The organism is Arthrobacter sp. BB-1, assembly GCF_006151685.1.
GTDB lineage: Bacteria > Actinomycetota > Actinomycetes > Actinomycetales > Micrococcaceae > Arthrobacter.
In genome coordinates, this window is record NZ_VDEV01000023.1 from 1 (window position 1) to 20,152 (window position 20,152).

Below are 20,152 nucleotides of genomic sequence, written 5' to 3' on the forward strand. Positions count from 1 at the left end.
GCGACCCTCTCTCACTTAATGCGCGCTTTCCGGCGACCCTCTCTCACTCGTTTGAGGAAAGTGAGGGAGCGTCGATCAAAACGGCACGTTGAGTGAGAGAGCGTCGATCAAGACGGCACGGAAAGTGAGAGAGGGTCGATCAAAACGGCACGTTAAGTGAGAGAGGGTTGCGGGGCGGGTCAGTAGACGGGCTTGTGGGGTTCCACCTCGCGCACCCAGGCGAGGATGCCGCCGTCGAGATGGCTCACCCGCTGGTAGCCCGCTTTTTGCGCCGCTGCGAGCACGTTGGCCGAACGCGTCCCGGCCTTGCAGTGGAACACAATGTCCCTGTCCTGCGGGAGCTCATTCCACGCCTCGCCGGCAAGGATGCGCCCCTGCGGAATCAGCCTTGCCCCGTCGATCCGGACGATGTCGTACTCCCCCGACTCCCGGACATCCACCAGCTCGAAGTCCTTCAGCCCCGCTTTGCGCGAGGCGAGCATGGTGGCCAACTGGGTTGCCGTAACCGTGTGTTCCGTGTCGGACGGGGCCGCCGGGGTGATGCCGCAGAACGCCTCGTAGTCCGTGAGTTCCGTGATGGGCGCGGCTGCGGGGTCTTTCGAAACACGGATCTCGCGCCAGCTTCCGCCCAAGGCATCAAACAGCGCCACGCGGCCCAGCAGGGAACGTCCGACGCCGGTAATCAGCTTGACTGCCTCCGTCACCATCAGCGATCCAACGGCGGCGCACAGCATGCCGAACACACCGCCCTCGCCGCACGAGGGCACCGAGCCTGCCGGCGGCGCCTCAGGGTAGAGGTCCCGGTAGGTGGGCCCATGCTTCTCCCAGAAGACACTCACCTGGCCGTCGAACCGGAAGATGGAACCCCAGACATAGGGTTTGCCCAGGATGGCGGCGGCGTCGTTCACCAGGTAGCGGGTGGCGAAGTTGTCCGCGCCGTCGAGGATCAGGTCGTAATCGGCGAACAGCTCCAGGGCGTTGGACGCGTCCAGCCGGACGTTGTGCAGCCGGACGTCCACCAGCGGGTTGAGGGCGGCGATGGCGTCGCGGGCGGACTCGATCTTGGGACGGCCGACGTCCGCCACGCCGTGGATAACCTGGCGCTGCAGGTTGCTGAGGTCCACGGCGTCGTCGTCGATAATTCCCAGCGTGCCCACCCCGGCCGCGGCGAGGTAGAGGAGTGCCGGGGAGCCGAGGCCGCCGGCTCCGATGACCAGGACTTTCGCATTCTTGAGCCGCCGCTGACCGAGGGTGCCGATCTCGGGGATTATGAGGTGCCGCGAGTAGCGCTCCACCTCGGCAGGGGTGAGGTCTGCGGCCGGTTCCACCAGCGGATCCAATGCCACAGGTGAAACATTTGCGGTGAATGTCGAAGCCATACTTCAATGTATCCCCCGGATACTGCCCGGTCATATTACCCCGCAGTAAAGTGGAAGTAACTGCAACGGAAAGTAGGACAACTGTGGTCCATGAAGCACGGGCTGACCGCCCGTCAGCCGCCGAACCGCAAACTCCCCCGCGTCCCGCAGGGCAGCGGTCCGCCCGGCTTCCGCGTGACGAGCGGCGCGCGCAGCTCCTCAACGCGGCCCAGGAAGTCTTCGTGGCCAACGGCTACCACGGTGCGGCCATGGACGAGATCGCCGAGACCGCGCACGTCAGCAAGCCCGTCCTTTACCAGCACTTTCCCTCCAAACGCGAGCTGTACCTCGCCCTGCTGGAAAGCCACCTGGCATCGCTCACCGAGCTGATGCTGGGCGCGCTGAACTCCACCACCGACAACGACGAACGTGTGCAGGCCGTCATGCGCGCCTACTTCCAGTTCATCGCCAGCGACGACCAGGCCCACCGGCTGGTGTTCGAGTCCGACCTGATCAACGATCCCGACGTCAGTTCACGGCTGGAGACGTTCAACAGGACCTTTGCCGATGCCATCGCACGCGTCATCGCCGAGGACACCAAGCTCCCCCATCTCGAGGCGCAGCTGCTGGGCCGGGGGCTGGCCGGAATGGCGCAGGTCAGCGCCAGGTACTGGCTTGAAACGGACGGCAACCTGGACATCAATGTGGCCAGTGACCTCATCTACCGTTTAGCTTGGCGCGGAATCTCTCGCTTCCCCAAAGAGTCCTAGACTACAAATAAGACAACACCTCGTAGGGAAAACGCGTTGAGAAAAACCGTAGAGAAGCACGAGAAACTTTGACTGGCTGGGAGGCCCCTGTGGAGATTAAAATCGGCGTTCAGAATGTTGCCCGCGAAATTGTGCTCGAATCAACCGAGGACGCGGATTCTGTGGCCAAGGTCGTGGGGGAAGCCATCACCACGGGCAGCGAACTTCGCCTGAAGGACGAAAAGGGACGCCTGATCATTGTTCCCGGAAACGCTCTCGGCTATGTGGAGATCGGTGCGGAAGAGGCGCGGCGAGTAGGTTTCGGCCAGTTCTAGCGCCGGCCGAAGAATCCGGCTGAAGAACCCGTCCGTAGCCCAAGGAGACCCATGCTTTCACTCACCATCGTTGTACTGGCTGCCGCCGCGGCAGGCTTCGTCGTCTGGGCAAACGACAAGCGGCACGCCAAGTATGGCGCAGGCCTGCCCGCCGGGGTTGCCGTGGGAGTGGCGGCTGTGAGCTGGATTGTCCTGATGGCGGCCGGTTTCGGCTACCTGCCAGGGCTGACCTGGATGCCGTGGGTCCTGCCCATTGTGCTGGGCGCCGGGGCCGCAGCGGGGGTGGCCGTGTACCTTGGCCGCACACGTTCACGCCGGGATGCCGAAAGGCTGACCGCAATCCTCCGCGCGTAGGGCCCGCGCAAGGCAGCCGGCAGCAGCTTAGGCAGCGGTGGCCGCTCCCCGTAAGGGGTAGCGGCCACCGCTGTTTTGTTATCAGCCAACTGTCAGAGGAACTCGGCCCGGCCTTCCATGGCGGAGGATGCCAGCGCGTGTTCGCGGCGGGGTATGCGGCCGGCCGCCCTGGCAAGCCTGCCGGCCACGACGGCGTGCTTGAAGGCAGCGCCCATCATGGCCGGGTTCTGCGCCCGGGTCACCGCCGTGGCCAGGAGCACGGCATCACATCCCAGCTCCATCGCGAGGGCGGCGTCGGACGCGGTGCCGATGCCCGCGTCCAGCACCACCGGAACCGAGGCCCGGGACACGATGAGCTCGATGTTGTGCGGGTTGAGGATGCCCAGCCCGGTGCCAATCGGCGAGCCGAGCGGCATCACCGCGGTGGCTCCCAGGTTCTCGAGCCGAAGCGCCAGGACGGGATCGTCATTGGTATACGCGAAAACCTTAAAGCCCCGGTTGACCAGCTGTTCAGTAGCATCCACGAGTTCCACGGCATCCGGCAGGAGGGTGTGTTCGTCAGCGATGACTTCGAGCTTCACCCAGTCGGTTTCCAGGGCCTCCCGGGCGAGCTCCGCGGTGAGGACAGCTTCCCGGGCAGTGAAGCACCCCGCCGTGTTGGGCAGGACCCTGATGCCGTGGTCCAGGAGCAGCTGGAAGAGGGAGCCAGCCTCCTGGGGTGAATAGCGCCGCATGGCCACCGTGGTGAGGGAGGTGCCGGAGGCCAGGAGCGCGGCGCCAAGGCCGTCGAGGCTGGGCGCGCCGCCGGTGCCCATGATGAGCCGGGACGCCAGCGCGACGCCGTCGATCACCAGGGGGTCAAGAAGGTACGGCGGGGTGCCAGCAGGGGTAGTGCGGGTTTCCGTCATGCTGGTCAGCCTCCCTGTACTGCCGTGACAAGTTCGACGTCGTCACCCTCGGTGAGTGCCGTGGCGAACCACTGGCTCCGGGGCACCACCTGGGCGTTGCGCGCCACGGCGACGCCCAGTTTCCGGCCGTCGGTGGCATGGCCGTCCGCTGCCAGTGCGCGGCCGGTGACCTCGCTGACGAGCGTGGTGATGGACGCGCCGTCAGCCACTGTGTGTCCTGCTCCGTTCAGGGTGATGTTCATGCTGTCTCCTTGCGGTTGGATGGGGTGGCCGCTTCGGCAGGCCGGAGGGCGCCGCCGGAAAAGCGGCCAGGATTGAAGGGGGCCCAGCGGGGGTCCTCCCTGCCGTCCAGCAGGTCCCGGCAGATCGCGGCCGCTGCCGGGGTCAGGAGGACACCGTGGCGGAAGAATCCGGTGGCGACGATGAGCCCTTCCACGTGGCCTGGCCCTGCAGGGCCGTCCGCTGCACCACTGGAGTACCGGGCCGCCGCACCGGGCAGGGGGACCCGCCCGAGCAGCGGGGCGTTGTCAGGAGTGCCCGGCCGGGCCCGGGCCGTACACTCCAGCAACTCAAGTTCGGCAACCGCAGGCACCAGGACCTGGGCATCGCGGAGCAGTTGGTAGACGCCGCCAGCAGACACTGCGCTGGTCCCGCTGTCCTGCCCCAGGGCGTCCTCACGCTGCGTAGCCCCGATCACCACCGTGCCGTCCTGCCGAGGGACGATGTATACAGGAATCCCGCGGACCAGTCCGCGGATGGTGGCCGTCAGCAAGGGCTGGAGGTGGGCGGGGACGGCGAGCCGGAGGATGTCCCCGTGGACCGGCCGCAGCGGCAGGTGCAGGTTTTCCGGCAGCCCGGTGAGGGCCGCGGCGTGCAGTCCGTTGGCCACCACGGTCTCCCTGGCCACCACCGTTCCCCCGCTCTCCAGCATGACCCCGGCAACGGCTCCGTCCTCCCAGAGAAGGCCGGCTGCGCGGTCCGGCACGGCGAAGCCATCCGTGGCTCCGGCCACGAAGCTTCCGCCGCTCCCGGCTCCGCGGGCGTGCCGGGCCAGGACACGGCGGAGGCAGGCCACCAGCAGCCTTGGATCCACCTGGTGGTCCCCAGGCGTATCCAGCGCCGAGGCAATGCCCGGGTTCAACAATGGCTCCCGGCGCCGGGCTTCACGGATGGTGAGGGGCTCAACCGTCAGCCCGTTGGCCTGCTGCACCCCGCGCAGATCCAGCAGGGCCTGCCTGTCGGCGGCGTCGGCACCTACGGCGAGGGTCGGCGTCGTAAGATACCCGGGATCCGACCCGGCAGCCGCCGTGAGGTCCGCCGCAAATCCCGGCCAGCGCCCGGAGGCTTCAAGCATGAGTTCCAGGAGGTCCTCCTCCTGGTAGTGCAGCTCGCTCACCGGGGCAAGCATCCCTGCAGCCGCCCAGCTGGCACCGGAGCCGGGGGCGTCATCGATGACCACCACTGAACGTCCGGACCGCCTTGCCTCCCAGGCGATGCCGTGGCCGATGACTCCCCCACCGATGACCGCAACGTCGGCCTTCACTGCGGAGCCGGGCCCACGCCGGTACGGCGCTTCGGGCGCATTGGCCATGGTTGTCTCCTTCCCTACGCCGGTACTAGCCGGATCAGGTCAAGCGGTCGGCTCTAACGCCCTCTCAGCCCGGCGCTTTGTGACAGCTGCCGCGGCTCCCGCAGTACGAGGCCAGTGTAGAGGAACTAGGCTGGCACCCATGAATGTGTCCCACCCCCCTGCCGCTGCATCCCCGATCCCAGGCACCGACGCCTTTGTCAACGCCGAAGGCAGTTCCGGGGTGCAGTCCGCGCGCCTCTACCTCTGCACGGACGCGCGCCGGGAACAGGGCGATTTCGGGCAGTTCGTCGATGCCGCCTTCCAGGGCGGGGTGGACATCATCCAGCTGCGGGACAAGTCCATCGAAGCGGCCGAGGAGCTTGAGCTCCTGGCCGTCCTCAAGGAATCGGCGGTGCGGCACGGCCGGCTATGGGCGGTGAATGACAGGGCGGACATCGCAGTGCTGTCCGGAGCCCCGGTGTTCCACATCGGCCAAAAGGACCTGCCCCTCAAGGCGGCGCGGACACTGTTGAACGGCAATGCGGCCATCGGCCTGTCCAGCCACAGCCCGGAGCAGGTGGACGCCGCCCTGGCGGCCGCCGCCGGCCCCTCGGCACTGGACTACTTCTGCGTGGGGCCGCTCTGGGCAACGCCCACCAAGCCCGGCCGGGCCGCCGTCGGGCTGGACCTGGTGAGGTACGCCGCCGCAGCTGTTGCGGGGGCGGAAGGGCAGGAGGACAAGCCCGACGGCGGGGTGCCCTGGTTCGCGATCGGCGGCATCGACCACTCCAACGTCGGAGAGGTGGTGGAAGCGGGTGCACGCCGGATCGTGGTGGTCCGGGCCATCACGGAGGCTGACGATCCGGCTGCGGCCGCCGCTTCCCTCCTGGCCGCGCTGGACGCCGCCCGCCCCTAACCCGGCTCCGGAACTGCCCTGCCTCACCGGGCCGCCTCCGTGCATTATTGGCGAAATTCGGGCTACGCTGATTTTCGTGTCACATCATCGGTTGGCCCCCAATGTCCACGAGCACACCAACGCCCTCGAAGCGGCGCTGGGTGCACTCCGGAGTGAGCTTGAGCTGCCGGGCGCCTACCCTGATGATGCCGTGAAGGACGCCGAGGCGGCGGTGGCCGCATTGCGGCTGCCCTCCCATGACCTGACGTCCGTTGAATTCATCACCATCGATCCGGCGTCGTCCACCGACCTCGACCAGGCGCTGTTCATCGAGCGGGACGGCAGCGGCTACCACGTTCTCTACGCCATAGCCGACGTGCCGGCATTTGTTGCCCCGGGGGGTCCGCTGGATGTTGAGACTCGGCGCCGGGGGCAGACTTTTTACACACCGGACGGCCGCATCCCGCTGCATCCGGAAATCATCAGCGAGGGGGCGGGAAGCCTCCTGCCGGGCCAGGTCTGTTCCGCGTTTGTGTGGGACTTCCGCCTTGACGGCAACGCGGAGGTCACTGCCGTGGCGGTGCAGCGCGCCCGGATGCGCAGCCGCGCCAAGCTCAGCTACAAGGGCGCCCAGGCGGAACTCGACGCCGGCAGCCCCTCCCCTGTCTTGCTCCTCCTTAAGGAGGTTGGGCTCAAGCGGGTGGAGCTGGAGCGCGCCCGGGAGGGTGCCAGCCTGAACATGCCGGACCAGGAGATCGTCCAGCTTCCCGACGGCGGCTACCGGATTGCCGCCGCACCGCAGCTGCCGGTGGAGGACTGGAACGCCCAGATATCGCTCATGACCGGTATGGCCGCCGCCCAGATGATGCTGGCCGGGAAAGTGGGTATCCTGCGCACCATGCCGGCCCCGGACGAGCGTTCCCTGAATCATTTCCGGCTGCAGACAGAGGCGCTCGGCAAGCCCTGGGATGGCGAAGTCAGCTACGGCGAATACCTCCGCAGCCTCGATCCCACCCATCCAGGCCAGCTCGCGATCCTCCACTCCGCAGGGATGCTCTTCCGCGGTGCGGCCTATACGGCCTTTGACGGGACCGTCCCGGATGACGCCGTGCAGTCCGCAATCGGCGCTGCGTATGCCCACACCACCGCCCCGCTCCGCCGCCTGGTGGACCGGTTCGTGCTGGTTACGTGCGAGGCCCTGAGCAACGGCGGTGAGGTGCCCGCATGGGTGCGGGATGCCCTGCCGTCGCTTCCCGAAATCATGGCCGGTTCGGACCAGCTGGCATCCCGGATGGAGCGAATGGCGCTGGACACGGTGGAGGCGGCGCTGCTGATCAACCACATCGGACAGGAGTTCGACGCGATCGTGATTTCCGCGTCGAAGCCCCAGAAGGAGAACGGGAACGGCGCTGCGGGCGGCGACGGCAACGGCAGGGCCAGGAATGGCACTGCCAAGAACGGCAACGGAAAGAACGGCAACGGGGGCTCCGGGATCATCCAGATCGCCGAACCTGCAGTGACGGCCCGCTGCGCCGGTGAACTGGAGGCCGGCACCAAGGTCCGGGTCCGCCTCATTTCCTCAGACATTGCCACGCGGGAAGTGCATTTCGAACTGGTGCCGAGGGTGCCCTGAGCCGGGATGGTTTTGTGGCACCACCAACCGATGGGGCGGACGAAAGCCGGATTTCCGCGCCCTTGCGGCTAGACTGAAGAAGTAGAAATGGATGCCCGGTCGTTGATTTCCTTGATTTGAAACCAACAAGCCCGCCCCTACGCGATCTTGAGAACCACCCGCTGGTCACCAGTGCCAGCATTTAGATAGCCCGCGATCGGCTTCCACTGGAATTGCTTGTGCGCCTGAGCGTGCTCCGGAACAGCCTTGTGGCAGGCCCGTTGAGCAGGCAGCGCACATTGCCCAAATGAATAAGGAAACTCCCCAGTGAGTGAATTGCACACCCACCAGCTTCTGACCGACGATTCCGGCACCGAAACCCTTGAGCCGGAAGAAACCATCATCTCGGACGAGAAGCCGCACGAGATCGCGGAAAAATCGTTCGCGGACTACAACGTGCGCGCCGACATCGTGGAATCCCTGGCTGACGCCGGGATCACCCATCCCTTCCCCATCCAGGCCATGACCCTGCCGGTGGCGCTGTCCGGCCATGACATCATCGGCCAGGCCAAGACCGGCACCGGCAAGACCCTCGGTTTCGGCATCCCTGCCCTGCAGCGGGTAGTGGGCCAGGACGACCCCGGCTACGAGAAACTTGCCGTCCCGGGCGCACCGCAGGCCCTGGTCATCGTCCCCACCCGCGAACTCGCGGTGCAGGTGGCCAATGACCTCCAGACTGCATCCCGCAAGCGGAACGCCCGGATCGCCACCATCTACGGCGGCCGCGCCTACGAGCCCCAGGTGGAGGCCCTGAAGAACGGCGTGGAGGTTGTGGTGGGAACCCCCGGGCGCCTCATCGACCTCTACAAGCAGAAGCACCTTAGCCTCAAGAACGTGAAGATCGTCATCCTGGACGAGGCTGACGAGATGCTTGACCTCGGCTTCCTGCCCGACGTCGAAACCCTGATCGCGGCTACCCCGGCAGTTCGCCAGACCCTGCTGTTCTCCGCCACCATGCCCGGCCCTGTCATTGCCATGGCCCGCCGCTACATGACGCAGCCCACCCACATCCGTGCTGCGGATCCGGATGATGAAGGGCTCACCAAGCGCGACATCCGCCAGCTCATCTACCGTGCGCACAGCATGGACAAGATCGAGGTTGTTGCCCGGATCCTGCAGTCCAAGGGCCGGGGCCGGACCATCATCTTCACCAAGACCAAGCGCACCGCCGCCAAGGTGGCCGAGGAACTCGTGGACCGCGGCTTTGCTGCCGCTGCCATCCACGGCGACCTGGGACAGGGCGCCCGCGAGCAGGCGCTGCGTGCGTTCCGCAACAACAAGGTGGACGTCCTGGTGGCAACGGACGTGGCCGCCCGCGGCATCGACGTCGAGGACGTCACCCACGTCATCAACTACCAGTGCGTCGAGGATGAAAAGATCTACCTGCACCGCGTAGGACGTACCGGCCGCGCCGGCAACAAAGGCACCGCCGTCACCTTCGTGGACTGGGACGACATGCCGCGTTGGGCACTGATCAACAAGGCCCTGGGCCTGAGCGTGCCGGAACCTGTTGAAACCTACTCTTCTTCCCCGCACCTTTATGAGGACCTCGACATTCCCGAAGGTACCAAGGGCCGGCTTCCGCGCGACAAGCGCACGCTGGCCGGCGTTGACGCCGAGGTGCTGGAGGACCTGGGCGAAACCGGAAAGAAGAACACCCGCGGCGGCCGCGACGCCGGCAGCTCGCGAGACCGCTCCCGCGACCGTGACGGCCGCGAGCGTGACAGCCGGGAACGCGGCGGCAGGCGCGAAGGCGGCCGCAACGGTGACTCTGCCGCCCGCTCAGGTGAGCGCCGCCGTCGTACGTCCGAGCCCGCTGCAGCCTCCGCTCCTGCCGGTGATGCCAACACCTCTGCAAGCGACGCAGAGCAGCCCTCCCGGACCCGCCGCCCCCGCACCCGCACCCGCCGCCGCAACGGCGAGGTAGTGGGCAGCGACAACGCGGGGCAGCCCGGCAGCGCTGAGGCCTAAACCCCTTTATGACTGACACTGTCTGGGCGCCGGACGGCAGCAGCCTGGTGGTCCACGCGGACAACGCGGATTTCCTCCCCTCGCTGCCGGACGGCGCCTTCACACTGATCTACGTGGATCCACCGTTCAACACGGGCCGGGCCCAAAGCCGCCAGCAGACCACCATGGTGGCCAACGCGGACGGCGCCGGTGACCGCGTCGGCTTCAAGGGACGCTCCTACGACACCATCAAGGGGGCCCTCCACCGCTACGACGACGCGTTCAGCGATTACTGGTCCTTCCTGGAACCCCGGCTCGTCGAAGCGTGGCGCCTGCTGGCGGAGGACGGCACCCTGTACCTGCACCTGGACTACCGGGAAGTGCACTACGCGAAGGTGATGCTGGACGCGATCTTCGGCCGGGAGTGCTTCCTCAACGAGATCATTTGGGCCTACGACTACGGCGCCCGAGCGAAGAACCGCTGGCCCACCAAGCACGACAACATCCTGGTGTACGTGAAGAACCCGGCCAAGTACCACTTCGACAGCGCCGAGGTGGACCGTGAGCCGTATATGGCACCGGGCCTTGTGACGCCGGCCAAGCGCGAACTGGGGAAGCTACCCACAGACGTCTGGTGGCACACCATCGTCTCGCCCACAGGCAAGGAGAAAACCGGTTACCCGACGCAGAAGCCTGAAGGCCTGGTCCGCCGGGTGGTCGCGGCCTCAAGCCGGCCCGGCGACTGGTGCCTGGACTTCTTCGCCGGCTCCGGAACGCTCGGGGCGGTGGCGGCCAAGATGGACCGGAAGTTCGTGTGCGTGGACCAGAACCAGCCAGCCATCGACATCATGGCCAGGCGCCTGGGTGCCCACGCGGAGGTCACCGCGTTCCCGCCCAACTAGGTAGCGCTAAGTGTCGTTTTGAGCCCGCAAAACGACACTTAGCGCGACTTACTTCCTCACTTGGGTTGCTTTACGGGCACCCCTCCATCAACTGGATCCCGTGGTCCGTCTGCCGGCTCACGAGCACTGACCCTTGGGAATCGCAGATGGCATTGACCAGCAGGGCATGCCCGTCGCCGTTCTGGTAGTTGCCCTTCTCGCCGGGCAGGCCGAAGTCCTGGACCGTTCCTGGCGGGACGAAGGCCCACACTTCGGGAGCACCCGGGAAGACACTGGGAAGCCAACCCCAGTTCCCGTTCAGGATGGGCCCGTCAGTACAGGTTGAGCCGCAGACGGCGGGCGGCCTGCTGACGTTGATACAGTCAAGCGCGTTGGCTGCTGTGGGAACAAACAAGAAGGCTGTAGCAAGGCCGGCCGCAGCAAGGGACTTTTTCAGCATCGATCTCTCCGTCATCAGTTGGCAGTGACTCAACGAGACCTGGACCGGCTGGCGCCGCTCCCCCAGTACGCGCAAGGTTACTCCGCCCTGCCCGCTAGTCAATGCGCGGCAGCAAGCTAGTCCCGCCCGCGCACCACACTGCTCCCTGTCCCCAGGTCCTCGATCCTCGCCAGGACGTCCGGCGACGTGAGGTTTTCCCCCAGCAGGTTGGGCTTGCCCGTGCCGTGGTAGTCCGACGAGCCGGTGATCAGCAGGTCATGCTTGGCCGCAAGCCGCCGCAGGAACCCCCGTCCCTCCTCCGGGTTGTCCCGGTGGTCGACCTCCAGGCCCGCCAGGCCGGCGTCGATCATCTCCTGGTAGACGCGCTCCCCCACGATGCGTCCGCGGGAGGACGCCACGGGGTGGGCGAAGACCGGGACGCCGCCGGCAGCGCGGACAAGTTCGACGGCGATGGCCGGCGCGGGTGCGTAGTGCTGGATGAAGTAGCGCGACCGCGAGGTGAGGATGGAGGCAAAAGCCTCCGACCGGTCCTCCACGACGCCGGCGGCCACGAGCGCGTCTGCGATGTGCGGCCGGCCGAGGGTAGCGCCGGGGGCCACATGGTGGATGACGTCATCCCAGGTGAGGGGGTAGTCCTCCGCCAGCAGGGTGACCATCCGCTCGGCACGCGTCTGCCGGGCATCCTTGGCCTTGGTGATTTCCTCAAGGAGTCCCGGATGCGTCGGATCGTGCAGGTAGCTCAGGAGGTGCACGCTGATGCCCTCCTCCGTCCGGCAGGAAACCTCCATCCCCGGTACCAGCGCAACACCGTATTCAACAGCCGCCTGGGAGGCTTCGTCCCAGCCGGCCGTGGAGTCATGGTCGGTCAGCGCTATCACGTCCAGGCCGGCGCGGGCAGCGGAGGCCATGACGTCTGCCGGTTTCTCGGTGCCGTCGGAAACATTGGAGTGGGCATGCAGGTCGATCCTCACCTGTCCAGAGTAGTTGACCCTGAGTTCACCCCGCGTATGCCCTGCCGCAACCCGCGCGACGGTACCCGCCCCGGCAGAACCGGCCCAGCCTGTGATCCGCCTGTTCGCGCAGCCGCTGAGCTGGTGAGACGATGGTGCCGTGAACGATGCCGAAAACACCCCGAACTCTGCTTCCCAGCCCCTGGACGAGCGCGTCAACAACCGCTCCCAGCGGCCCAGTTCCGACGCCTTCAAGGCCTTCATGGCCAGCAACTGGGCGCCCTCCCGCCAGGAACTCCCGGCGCGCGATGCCGTGGCCAGCTACGCCGCGACCCGGCGCAAGGCCATCTCCGGCCAGTTCAAAGGTGAACGCCTGGTTATCCCCGCAGGCCCCCTGAAGGTCCGCTCCAACGACTGCGACTACCGTTTCCGTCCCCACTCCGGTTTTGCGCACCTCACCGGGCTGGGCCTGGACCATGAGCCTGACGCGGTGCTGATCCTGGAGCCGGTGGAGGAAGGAAAGGGCGACGACGGCGGGCACCACCGTGCCACGCTGTACTTCCGGCCCCTGGCCGGGAGGGACACCGAGCAGTTCTACGCGGACTCCCGGGCGGGTGAATTCTGGATCGGCGCCCGCCCCACGCTCGCCGAGTTCGAGGCACGGCTTGGCCTTGCGACGGCACACATCGACCAGCTGGAAACAGCCGTCACCAAGGATGTGGGCGCCCCGGAGATCGGTGGCGTTTCCATCCGCCTGGTCCGGAAAGTGGACGAGAACATCGACGCACTGGTGGACACCGCGCGCTACAACACGGCAAAGGACCCGGAGAACCTGGATCTCGAAGTCCTCGATGCCCTCGACGAAAAGCTGAGTGAAGCCCTCTCCGAACTGCGCCTGCTCAAGGACAGCTGGGAAATTGAACAGATGAAGCTCGCCGTGGCCGCCACCGTTGAAGGTTTCGAGGAAGTGGTCAAGGTCCTGCCCCGCGCCCTCACGCATGCCCGCGGCGAACGGGTGGTGGAAGGCGCGTTCTTCGCCCGCGCACGTGAAGTGGGGAACGAGCTGGGGTATGACACCATCGCCGCCTCCGGCAACAACGCAACCGTGCTGCACTGGACCCGCAACACCGGGAAGATCCACGCCGGCGAACTCCTCCTGCTTGACGCGGGAGTCGAAGCAGATTCCCTGTACACGGCAGACATCACCCGCACCCTTCCCGCCAGTGGGGTGTTCAGCGACATCCAGCGCAAGGTGTACGAGGCAGTGCTGGATGCTGCCGACGCCGGCTTTGCCGCCGCGCAGCCCGGCGCCAAGTTCCGGGACATCCACACAGCGGCAACCACGGTACTGGCCGAGCGGCTCGCCGAGTGGGGCCTCCTCCCGGTCACGGTGAAGGAAGCCATCAGCCCCGAGGGCCAGCAGCACCGCCGGTGGATGCCGCACGGCACCAGCCACCACCTGGGGCTGGACGTCCATGACTGCGCGCAGGCCAAGCGTGAACTCTACCTGGACGGCATCCTCACAGAAGGCATGGTGTTCACCATCGAACCCGGCCTGTACTTCAAGGAAGAGGACCTGGCCATTCCGGAGGAATACCGCGGGATCGGCGTCCGGATCGAGGACGACATCCTGATGACCGCAAACGGGCCGGTCAACCTGAGTGCCGCCCTGCCGCGCAAGGCCGGGGACGTGGAGGACTGGATGTCCGGCATCTATCGTGAAGCCGAGGCACCCACAGAGTCCTAGCCAGACACAAGAAAGCGGGGCTGCCGGAAGGATACTTCCGGCAGCCCCGCTTTTGCCTTTGCGGCCAAGGCTGGCGGCCCTATTGCCGCGTCTCGCCCGGGTGTTGCTCTTTGTCTGCACGTGACTGCCCGTCTTCGGGCTGCCCGTGCTGGTCATTTTGGGGCTGCCCGGCGCCGGCAGCAGGTCCCTGCGGCAGGCGGACACCATATTGCGGCCGGCCGTCCGGCAGGTCAGGGTACCGGACTGCCCGCGCCGGAGCTGGCTGCTCCTGGGCAGCGGCGTCCTGCCGTGGCCCGGCAGCGGCGCCGTCACCGGGGTTCTCCTGGGCAGAGGACCCCGCGGACGACTGGCCGTAGGGGTCATTCCATCCCGAGGGGCGGGCGGGAGCCTGGCCCGGCTGCTGGTGGGGCTGGTACGGCTGGCTGTTGTAGTCGCGCTGGGTGTACGGTCCCCCGCCGGCGGCCGCATCGGAGCGGGTCATGGGCAGCTGCTGAAGGAGCCGGCGCGCCTCATGCGCCGCTTCCGGAGCCACCACCACGTCATAGCTGGTGGCCACCACCTGGCTGGTGGAGGTGAAGTCCCGCTTGCCCCGCTGCATCGCGTAGGTGACGATGCCAAAGAGCATGAAGAACGCCGCGCCCATCAGCACCGACGTGAGAATCGAAAAGTACCCCGGAGACGGCGCGAAGAAGGAGAGCATGACGCCCACGAACAGGCCGAACCACATGCCGCTCAGCGCTCCGGACAGGGCAACCCGGGGATAGCTCAGGCGTCCCGTTACGCGCTCCACCATCTTCAGCTCGTTGCCCACAATGGACACCATGTGCACCGGGAACTGCTGGTCCGCGAGGTAATCCACGGCCTTCTGGGCATCCAGGTAGGAGGAGTAGGAACCCACGGTGTCACCGGTGGGCACGGCCCGGGACTCGTCCATTCCGCCGGGCCCGCCGGCCTTGGGAGCACCAAATATGTTTGCCATACCCCCATTCTTGCCCATGAGCATGTGTGCTGCCTGTAAATTCAGCTAAAAGAGAGCAGACTCGGTAGCCTGTAGTGGTGAGCACAACTCCTACCCGCGTCTTCGTGGCGCGCCTTTTGGGCCTCGACGTCTTCGATCCGCTGGGCGACCGGCTGGGCCGGTTGCGCGATGTTGTTGTGCTGTCCCGTGGAACCCAAGGGGCCCCGCACGTGGTGGGCATCGTCGTCGAAGTTCCCGGCAAAAAGCGCGTGTTCGTGCCCATGACCCGGATCACCTCCATCGACCAGACGCAGATCATCTGCACCGGCCTGGTCAACCTCCGCCGCTTTGAACAGCGCGGCGCCGAGACCCTGGTGGTGGCCGAAATGTTCGACCGCCGCGTCACGCTCCGGGACGGCAGCGGTGACGCCACCATCGAAGACATTGCCATGGACCAGCACCGCTCCCGCGACTGGTTCGTCAGCAAGCTCTTTGTGCGCCGGGGCCATTCGCTTTCACCGCTCAGCCGGCTGCGGCGCAACGAAACCCTGATCATCGACTGGGCCGACGCCCTGCAGGGACCCCGCACTGAACCGCAGGCCGCCACCCAGTTCGTGGCCAACCACGAGGACCTCAAACCCGCGGACTTCGCCGAAGCACTGCAGGAAATGAGCGACAAACGCCGCTTCGAAGTGGCCAGCGAACTGCAGGATGAGCGCCTGGCTGACGTCCTGCAGGAGCTTCCCGAGGACGACCAGGTGGAGATCCTGTCCGCCCTGGATGTCCAGCGCGCCGCCGACGTGCTGGAGGAAATGGACCCCGATGACGCCGCCGACCTCCTCGGCGAACTTCCCTCCGCCCAGGCGGAAGAGCTGCTCCAGCTGATGGAGCCGGAGGGGGCAGAAGACGTCCGGCGCCTGCTGGAGTACGACGAGGACACCGCCGGCGGCCTCATGACCCCGGTGCCGGTGATCCTGCCGCCCGAAGCCACCGTGGCCGAGGCCCTGGCGCACGTCCGGCGCGAGGAACTCTCCCCCGCGCTTGCCTCCTCCATTTTCATTGCCAGGCCTCCCTTGGAGACGCCGACCGGCCGCTTCCTGGGCGTGGTCCACATCCAGCAGCTGCTCAGGTTCCCGCCGTTCGAACCGCTCGGCAACCTGGTGGACAAGAACCTGGAGCCGTTGTCGGACCAGGCGCACATCAGCGAAGTGGCGCGGACCCTGGCCACCTACAACCTGAATTCCCTCCCCGTGGTCAATGACGCAGGCCGGCTTGTGGGGGCGGTGACTGTTGATGACGTTTTGGATCATCTGTTGCCGGATGACTGGCGCGCCCATGACGGCGAAGCCCCGATAAGAAGGCTTGGTGGCCGTATTGGCTGACAGCAGCGCCCCAAAGAACCCCACCCAGCGGATGCCGGCCAAGGCCGCGGCGAAGGGCAGCCTGGACACGCCGCTCAGCGGCCGCCAGCGGATGCTGCCCAAGCTGTCGCCCGATCCCGATGCCTTCGGCCACGCCACGGAAGGCTTCGCCCGCTTCATGGGCACGCCGCAGTTCCTGGTGTACATGACCGTCTTCGTGGTGATCTGGCTTGCCTGGAACACGTGGGCTCCCTTGGCCTGGCAGTTCGATTCCCGCGACCTCGGCTTCACACTTCTCACCCTGATGCTGTCCCTGCAGGCCTCCTACGCCGCGCCGCTGCTGCTGCTGGCCCAGAACCGCCAGGACGACCGCGACCGCGTCTCGCTCCAGCAGGACCGCCAGCGCGCCGAACGAAACCTGTCGGACACCGAGTACCTGACCCGGGAGCTCGCATCCCTGCGGATTGCGCTCCGCGAAGTTGCCACGCGCGACTACGTGCGCGCCGAGCTGCGCTCCCTCCTCGAAGACATGCTGGAAGCCCAGGAAGAGCTTCGGACCCATGACCCGGCCGGGCAGGGGCAGCACGAGTCCCCGCGTGACAAGGTGAGGGAAAAGCTGAAGGAACAGCGCGACCGGCAGCGGAATCCCCGCACCCAACAGATTCCCCGGGTTAAGCCCGGCCACTCCACCCAGGACCGTTAATGAACTCACCCCTCGCCAACTCCGCGTTGGCTGACGCAGTCGCGGCTGCCCTGGCCACGGTCATTGATCCCGAGCTCCGCCGCCCCATCACCGAACTGGGCATGGTTGAGTCGGTGGACATCTCCGACAACGGCAGGGTCCAGCTGGCTGTCCTGCTCACCATCGCCGGCTGCCCCCTGCGGGACACCATCACGGCCGACGCGACACAGGCCCTGCTGGCAGTTCCGGGAGTGTCCGCCGTCGATGTTGAGCTCAAGGTGATGACGCAGGAACAGCGCGATGCCCTCAAGGAGCTGCTCCGCGGTGCGGGCGGCCAGCGCGGCATTCCGTTCAACCAGCCGGATTCCCTGACCAAGGTCTATGCGGTGGCCAGCGGCAAGGGCGGCGTGGGAAAGTCTTCCGTCACCGTCAACCTGGCCTGCGCCCTCGCTGCGCAAGGGCTGCGGGTGGGCATCGTGGACGCAGACGTCTACGGCTTCTCCGTCCCTGCCCTGTTGGGTATTACGCAGGCGCCCACCCGGGTGGATGACATGATCCTCCCCCCGGTCGCCTACGGCGTGAAGGTGATCTCCATCGGGATGTTCGTCAGCGGCAACCAGCCCGTGGCCTGGCGCGGCCCCATGCTGCACCGCGCCCTTGAGCAGTTCCTCACGGACGTGTACTTCGGGGACCTGGACGCCCTGTTCCTGGACCTGCCGCCCGGCACCGGTGACATTGCGATCTCGGTTGCCCAGCTGCTGCCGAAAGCCGAAATCCTGGTGGTCACCACCCCGCAGGCTGCCGCCGCCGACGTCGCGGAGCGGGCCGGTGCCATAGCCACGCAGACGGGCCAGAAAGTGGCGGGCGTCATCGAGAACATGTCCTACCTGGAAATGCCCGACGGCGGCAGGATGGAATTGTTTGGAAGCGGCGGCGGGTCAGTACTCGCCGAGCGGCTGACCGCGGCGGTAGGCGCGGACGTGCCGCTGCTGGGGCAGATTCCGCTTGATATCCGGCTGCGGGAAGGCGGCGATTCCGGGGTCCCGATAGTCCTCGGGCAGGCGGCTACGCCTGCTGCCGCTGCGCTGGCCGGCATCGCAGGCCAGCTGGCGGCGAAGCCGCGCGGCCTTGCGGGGATGAAGCTGGGGCTGCAGCCCCGATAGGAAGCGGCTACGTCGCCTCGGTGTCGAATGGTGCGGGCTCGCCCGGGGGCAAGGACTGGACCTGCCGTGCCGGCCGCTGCGGGGCCGCCTCCGCCGCCACGGCAGCTGCGCCGGAGACGGCGGCAACCGCAGCCGGGGCGCCGGCGCTTACGGGCTTGGAGTCGTCGTCCAGGAGCGCCTCTTTGATGATGCGCCGCGGATCGTACTGGCGGGGATCGTACTTCTTCCAGTCGACATCGTCGATGTCGATCCCCACTTCTTCCTTGATCTGCTCACGGGCACCGGACGCCATGCGCCGGACTTCCTTGACCAGGTTCGCCAGTTTCTGGGTGTATTCGGGCAGCCGCTGGGGACCGATCACCAGAACCCCAATGATCAGCAGAAGAAAGAACTCCGGGCCGTTGATTCCAAACACTTTAGGAAGATTACCCTCTCCGGGCTGCCACTGACGATTTCCGCCCGGGGGCCGGGGAAACTGCCCGTGCTATGGGGTGAATAAGGCAACGATCCGGTTAACTCCACGTTGCAGCCGGGTGCCGAGTGGTTCTTCCGCCGCTTTGACGGAGGCAGCCGGAGCACCTGCCTCAACGCCTTCCTCGGCCTGCTTCCCGAGCTGCTGCAGAATGGGCAGGGCGTCGTCAGCCTCTTCGGCGGGCAGGTCGGACTCGTAGAGGAACGTGTGGCCTGGCGTCCGGTAGGTTGCGGACCACGGAGAGGAGCTCCACACCTGCAGCTGGCCGCTCCCCGGGCTGGCCGCGTCCTGCTCCGCTTCCTGTCCCGTACTGCCCCCGGCACCGGGCTGCAGCACTATCCGTTGTTCGGTCACGGTTGCTTGGTTGGTTCCGTCGGTGAGCCGGAGCTCCACGGCCGGCTGGCCATTGAGCACGGTGGCCCTCGCCGATTGAAGCCGGAAGCCCATGGCTTCAAGCTCCGGGCAGGCCCAGCCTTCCGAACGCAGCTCGGTGAGCTGCTCCCCCGTAAGCTGCCTGCCATCCGCCGGTGTCCGGGACGAGGCGTGGGAGAGGGCTGCCTGGTTTCCTGTGGCGTCCCCCGGCACGGGGTCTCCTGCGGCGGCAAACGCACCGGCGGCCAGCACACCGGCAGCTGCCATGCTGCCGCCGGCGGCGAGGGCCAGGACACGGACGGCACCGCGGGGAGCGGCTGGCCGGTGTCCGTCCGCAGGCTGCATGGCGGCAAGCTCCTGTGTCCTGGCAAGCAGGCGGGCGGTCAGGTCATCACTGGCGGGAGGGACGGGAGCATCACGCAGCCGCTCCAGGTACTGGCGTTCGCGCCGCACGGCTGAAGAGCATTCGTGGCAGGACTGAAGGTGGCTGCGGGTGCGCTGATGCCTGCGTCCGAATGGAGAAGGGGACCTCATGCGCCGTTCAGAGGATGCCCGCGATGCGCGGCATGGACAGTTTCCGGCGCGACTGTTGGGGACGCGGATCCCGGTGGGCCAGCTTCTCCCGCAACATGGTCCTCCCGCGGTGGATCCGGGAGCGGACGGTGCCCAGCTTCACGCCGAGGGCTTCCGCCACTTCGTCGTAGGACAGGCCTTCAAGGTCGCACAGGACGACGGCGGCGCGGAAGTCCGGCGGCAGTTCCTCCAGCGCAGCCTGCACGTCAACATCGAGGTTGTTCAGCTCGAAGCTCTGTTCCGGTCCGGGTTCCCGGCCGGGAAGCCGGGACTCAGCGTCCTCGGCAAGGGCGTCGAACCTGATCCGGGTCTTTCTCCGTGCCTGGTCCAGGAAGAGGTTCGTGGTGATCCGGTGCAGCCACCCGTCCAAGGTGCCCGGCTTGAAGTTCTCCAGCGAGCGGAAAACGCGGACAAACACCTCCTGGGTGAGGTCCTCGGCGTCGTACTTGTTCCCGGTCAGGCGGTATGCCAGCCGGTAAACCTTGGCCGAGTGGTTGGTGACCACTTCTTCCCAGGTGGGACGGACCCACTCCGGATCAGGATGATTTGCTGCAGGGACAGGTGCCACAACTGAAGATGACATCGTCCACTCCCCTCGTGGAATGCTAACGCCCGGATACTGTTGACATCTCTGATTCGGCGCCGGTCACCTTTTGGATGAGCGGATAATAATCATTTCAAAGTTGTCTGGGAATTTCCTGATTGTGCCCAAGTTCAGCCGTGGGCGCAACAGCCCGCCTCC

21 protein-coding genes and 1 riboswitch are annotated in these 20,152 nt (G+C 66.6%); of the genes, 11 read left to right on the forward strand and 10 right to left on the reverse strand.

What is annotated here, in order from left to right; genetic code table 11:
* Nucleotides 1-179: 179 nt before the first annotated feature.
* Nucleotides 180-1,379: a molybdopterin-synthase adenylyltransferase MoeB gene (gene moeB, locus FHJ30_RS13510; RefSeq protein WP_139029800.1), complete on the reverse strand. Its 1,200-nt coding sequence runs from the start codon at nt 1,377-1,379 to the stop codon at nt 180-182.
* An 83-nt stretch (nt 1,380-1,462) separates the two neighbouring features.
* Here moeB and FHJ30_RS13515 point away from each other — a divergent pair, with 83 nt between their 5' ends.
* The 3 genes from FHJ30_RS13515 (at nt 1,463) to FHJ30_RS13525 (ending at nt 2,796) form a co-directional block, all read left to right on the forward strand.
* The gene (locus FHJ30_RS13515) at nt 1,463-2,128 is read left to right on the forward strand and encodes a TetR/AcrR family transcriptional regulator (RefSeq protein ID WP_104998498.1); all 666 of its coding nucleotides are present in this window, start codon (nt 1,463-1,465) and stop codon (nt 2,126-2,128) included.
* A gap of 89 nt (nt 2,129-2,217) precedes the next feature.
* Nucleotides 2,218-2,442 (forward strand): DUF3107 domain-containing protein, encoded by a 225-nt coding sequence (locus FHJ30_RS13520; RefSeq protein WP_041652937.1) that lies wholly within the window; start codon nt 2,218-2,220, stop codon nt 2,440-2,442.
* Between the two features lie 51 nt (nt 2,443-2,493).
* Nucleotides 2,494-2,796, forward strand: coding sequence for a hypothetical protein (locus FHJ30_RS13525; protein WP_139029801.1), 303 nt, complete (start codon nt 2,494-2,496; stop codon nt 2,794-2,796).
* Nucleotides 2,797-2,888: 92 nt separating this feature from the next.
* On the opposite strand, the gene FHJ30_RS13530 is transcribed toward FHJ30_RS13525, so the two are convergent.
* From FHJ30_RS13530 to FHJ30_RS13540, 3 genes are all read right to left on the reverse strand, one after another.
* Nucleotides 2,889-3,704, reverse strand: a complete 816-nt coding sequence (locus tag FHJ30_RS13530; RefSeq protein ID WP_139029802.1) for a thiazole synthase — start codon at nt 3,702-3,704, stop codon at nt 2,889-2,891.
* Between the two features lie 5 nt (nt 3,705-3,709).
* Complete coding sequence (gene thiS, locus FHJ30_RS13535; RefSeq protein ID WP_139029803.1) at nt 3,710-3,946, reverse strand: sulfur carrier protein ThiS; 237 nt, start codon at nt 3,944-3,946, stop codon at nt 3,710-3,712.
* Nucleotides 3,943-5,295 carry an FAD-dependent oxidoreductase gene (locus FHJ30_RS13540; RefSeq protein ID WP_139029804.1) on the reverse strand — a complete coding sequence of 451 codons (1,353 nt, stop codon included), beginning with the start codon at nt 5,293-5,295 and terminating at the stop codon, nt 3,943-3,945. The genes thiS and FHJ30_RS13540 overlap by 4 nt, the downstream gene beginning before the upstream one ends.
* A riboswitch (TPP riboswitch) is annotated at nt 5,290-5,407 on the reverse strand. (Overlaps the previous gene by 6 nt.)
* A 27-nt stretch (nt 5,408-5,434) precedes the next feature.
* Here FHJ30_RS13540 and thiE point away from each other — a divergent pair.
* From thiE to FHJ30_RS13560, 4 genes are all read left to right on the forward strand, one after another.
* A complete protein-coding gene (gene thiE, locus FHJ30_RS13545) occupies nt 5,435-6,190 on the forward strand; it encodes a thiamine phosphate synthase (RefSeq protein WP_139029805.1) in 756 nt (251 codons plus the stop codon).
* Between the two features lie 76 nt (nt 6,191-6,266).
* Nucleotides 6,267-7,802, forward strand: a complete 1,536-nt coding sequence (locus tag FHJ30_RS13550) for an RNB domain-containing ribonuclease (RefSeq protein ID WP_139029806.1) — start codon at nt 6,267-6,269, stop codon at nt 7,800-7,802.
* Between the two features lie 306 nt (nt 7,803-8,108).
* Nucleotides 8,109-9,812 (forward strand): DEAD/DEAH box helicase, encoded by a 1,704-nt coding sequence (locus FHJ30_RS13555; RefSeq protein WP_139029807.1) that lies wholly within the window; start codon nt 8,109-8,111, stop codon nt 9,810-9,812.
* An 8-nt stretch (nt 9,813-9,820) separates the two neighbouring features.
* Nucleotides 9,821-10,693 (forward strand): site-specific DNA-methyltransferase, encoded by an 873-nt coding sequence (locus FHJ30_RS13560; protein ID WP_139029808.1) that lies wholly within the window; start codon nt 9,821-9,823, stop codon nt 10,691-10,693.
* 70 nt (nt 10,694-10,763) lie between these two features.
* Here the strand turns inward: FHJ30_RS13560 and FHJ30_RS21390 are convergent, their stop codons facing one another.
* Complete coding sequence (locus FHJ30_RS21390; RefSeq protein WP_171059044.1) at nt 10,764-11,132, reverse strand: hypothetical protein; 369 nt, start codon at nt 11,130-11,132, stop codon at nt 10,764-10,766.
* A gap of 116 nt (nt 11,133-11,248) precedes the next feature.
* Nucleotides 11,249-12,103, reverse strand: coding sequence for a PHP domain-containing protein (locus FHJ30_RS13565; protein WP_139029809.1), 855 nt, complete (start codon nt 12,101-12,103; stop codon nt 11,249-11,251).
* Between the two features lie 139 nt (nt 12,104-12,242).
* On the opposite strand from FHJ30_RS13565, the gene FHJ30_RS13570 reads away from it, so the two are divergent.
* Complete coding sequence (locus FHJ30_RS13570; RefSeq protein WP_139029810.1) at nt 12,243-13,829, forward strand: aminopeptidase P family protein; 1,587 nt, start codon at nt 12,243-12,245, stop codon at nt 13,827-13,829.
* A gap of 79 nt (nt 13,830-13,908) precedes the next feature.
* Here FHJ30_RS13570 and FHJ30_RS13575 read toward each other — a convergent pair whose 3' ends face one another.
* On the reverse strand, nt 13,909-14,808 hold the full coding sequence (locus FHJ30_RS13575; protein WP_139029811.1) for a general stress protein: 900 nt from the start codon (nt 14,806-14,808) through the stop codon (nt 13,909-13,911).
* A 77-nt stretch (nt 14,809-14,885) separates the two neighbouring features.
* On the opposite strand from FHJ30_RS13575, the gene FHJ30_RS13580 reads away from it, so the two are divergent.
* The 3 genes from FHJ30_RS13580 to FHJ30_RS13590 are packed head-to-tail and all read left to right on the forward strand — an operon-like array spanning nt 14,886 to nt 17,993.
* Nucleotides 14,886-16,169, forward strand: coding sequence for a magnesium transporter MgtE N-terminal domain-containing protein (locus FHJ30_RS13580; RefSeq protein ID WP_066277496.1), 1,284 nt, complete (start codon nt 14,886-14,888; stop codon nt 16,167-16,169).
* Between the two features lie 31 nt (nt 16,170-16,200).
* Entirely contained in the window at nt 16,201-16,851 is a 651-nt protein-coding gene (locus FHJ30_RS13585) for a DUF1003 domain-containing protein (RefSeq protein WP_171059045.1), read from the forward strand.
* The gene (locus FHJ30_RS13590; RefSeq protein WP_139029813.1) at nt 16,851-17,993 is read left to right on the forward strand and encodes an Mrp/NBP35 family ATP-binding protein; all 1,143 of its coding nucleotides are present in this window, start codon (nt 16,851-16,853) and stop codon (nt 17,991-17,993) included. The genes FHJ30_RS13585 and FHJ30_RS13590 overlap by 1 nt, the downstream gene beginning before the upstream one ends.
* A 7-nt stretch (nt 17,994-18,000) precedes the next feature.
* Here the strand turns inward: FHJ30_RS13590 and FHJ30_RS13595 are convergent, their stop codons facing one another.
* From FHJ30_RS13595 to sigE, 3 genes are all read right to left on the reverse strand, one after another.
* Complete coding sequence (locus tag FHJ30_RS13595) at nt 18,001-18,408, reverse strand: Sec-independent protein translocase TatB (RefSeq protein ID WP_139029814.1); 408 nt, start codon at nt 18,406-18,408, stop codon at nt 18,001-18,003.
* 69 nt (nt 18,409-18,477) lie between these two features.
* Nucleotides 18,478-19,290, reverse strand: coding sequence for an anti-sigma factor (locus FHJ30_RS13600; RefSeq protein ID WP_139029815.1), 813 nt, complete (start codon nt 19,288-19,290; stop codon nt 18,478-18,480).
* A gap of 88 nt (nt 19,291-19,378) precedes the next feature.
* A complete protein-coding gene (gene sigE / locus FHJ30_RS13605) occupies nt 19,379-19,993 on the reverse strand; it encodes an RNA polymerase sigma factor SigE (protein WP_139029816.1) in 615 nt (204 codons plus the stop codon).
* Nucleotides 19,994-20,152 lie beyond the last annotated feature (159 nt).

Coding starts and splice junctions, on each gene's coding strand:
- moeB (WP_139029800.1), bottom strand. CDS start 1,379: ATGGCTTCGACATTCACCGCAAATGTTTCACCTGTGGCATTGGATCCG.
- FHJ30_RS13525 (WP_139029801.1), top strand. CDS start 2,494: ATGCTTTCACTCACCATCGTTGTACTGGCTGCCGCCGCGGCAGGCTTC.
- FHJ30_RS13530 (WP_139029802.1), bottom strand. CDS start 3,704: ATGACGGAAACCCGCACTACCCCTGCTGGCACCCCGCCGTACCTTCTT.
- thiS (WP_139029803.1), bottom strand. CDS start 3,946: ATGAACATCACCCTGAACGGAGCAGGACACACAGTGGCTGACGGCGCG.
- FHJ30_RS13540 (WP_139029804.1), bottom strand. CDS start 5,295: ATGGCCAATGCGCCCGAAGCGCCGTACCGGCGTGGGCCCGGCTCCGCA.
- thiE (WP_139029805.1), top strand. CDS start 5,435: ATGAATGTGTCCCACCCCCCTGCCGCTGCATCCCCGATCCCAGGCACC.
- FHJ30_RS13560 (WP_139029808.1), top strand. CDS start 9,821: ATGACTGACACTGTCTGGGCGCCGGACGGCAGCAGCCTGGTGGTCCAC.
- FHJ30_RS21390 (WP_171059044.1), bottom strand. CDS start 11,132: ATGCTGAAAAAGTCCCTTGCTGCGGCCGGCCTTGCTACAGCCTTCTTG.
- FHJ30_RS13575 (WP_139029811.1), bottom strand. CDS start 14,808: ATGGCAAACATATTTGGTGCTCCCAAGGCCGGCGGGCCCGGCGGAATG.
- FHJ30_RS13585 (WP_171059045.1), top strand. CDS start 16,201: ATGCCGGCCAAGGCCGCGGCGAAGGGCAGCCTGGACACGCCGCTCAGC.
- FHJ30_RS13590 (WP_139029813.1), top strand. CDS start 16,851: ATGAACTCACCCCTCGCCAACTCCGCGTTGGCTGACGCAGTCGCGGCT.
- sigE (WP_139029816.1), bottom strand. CDS start 19,993: ATGTCATCTTCAGTTGTGGCACCTGTCCCTGCAGCAAATCATCCTGAT.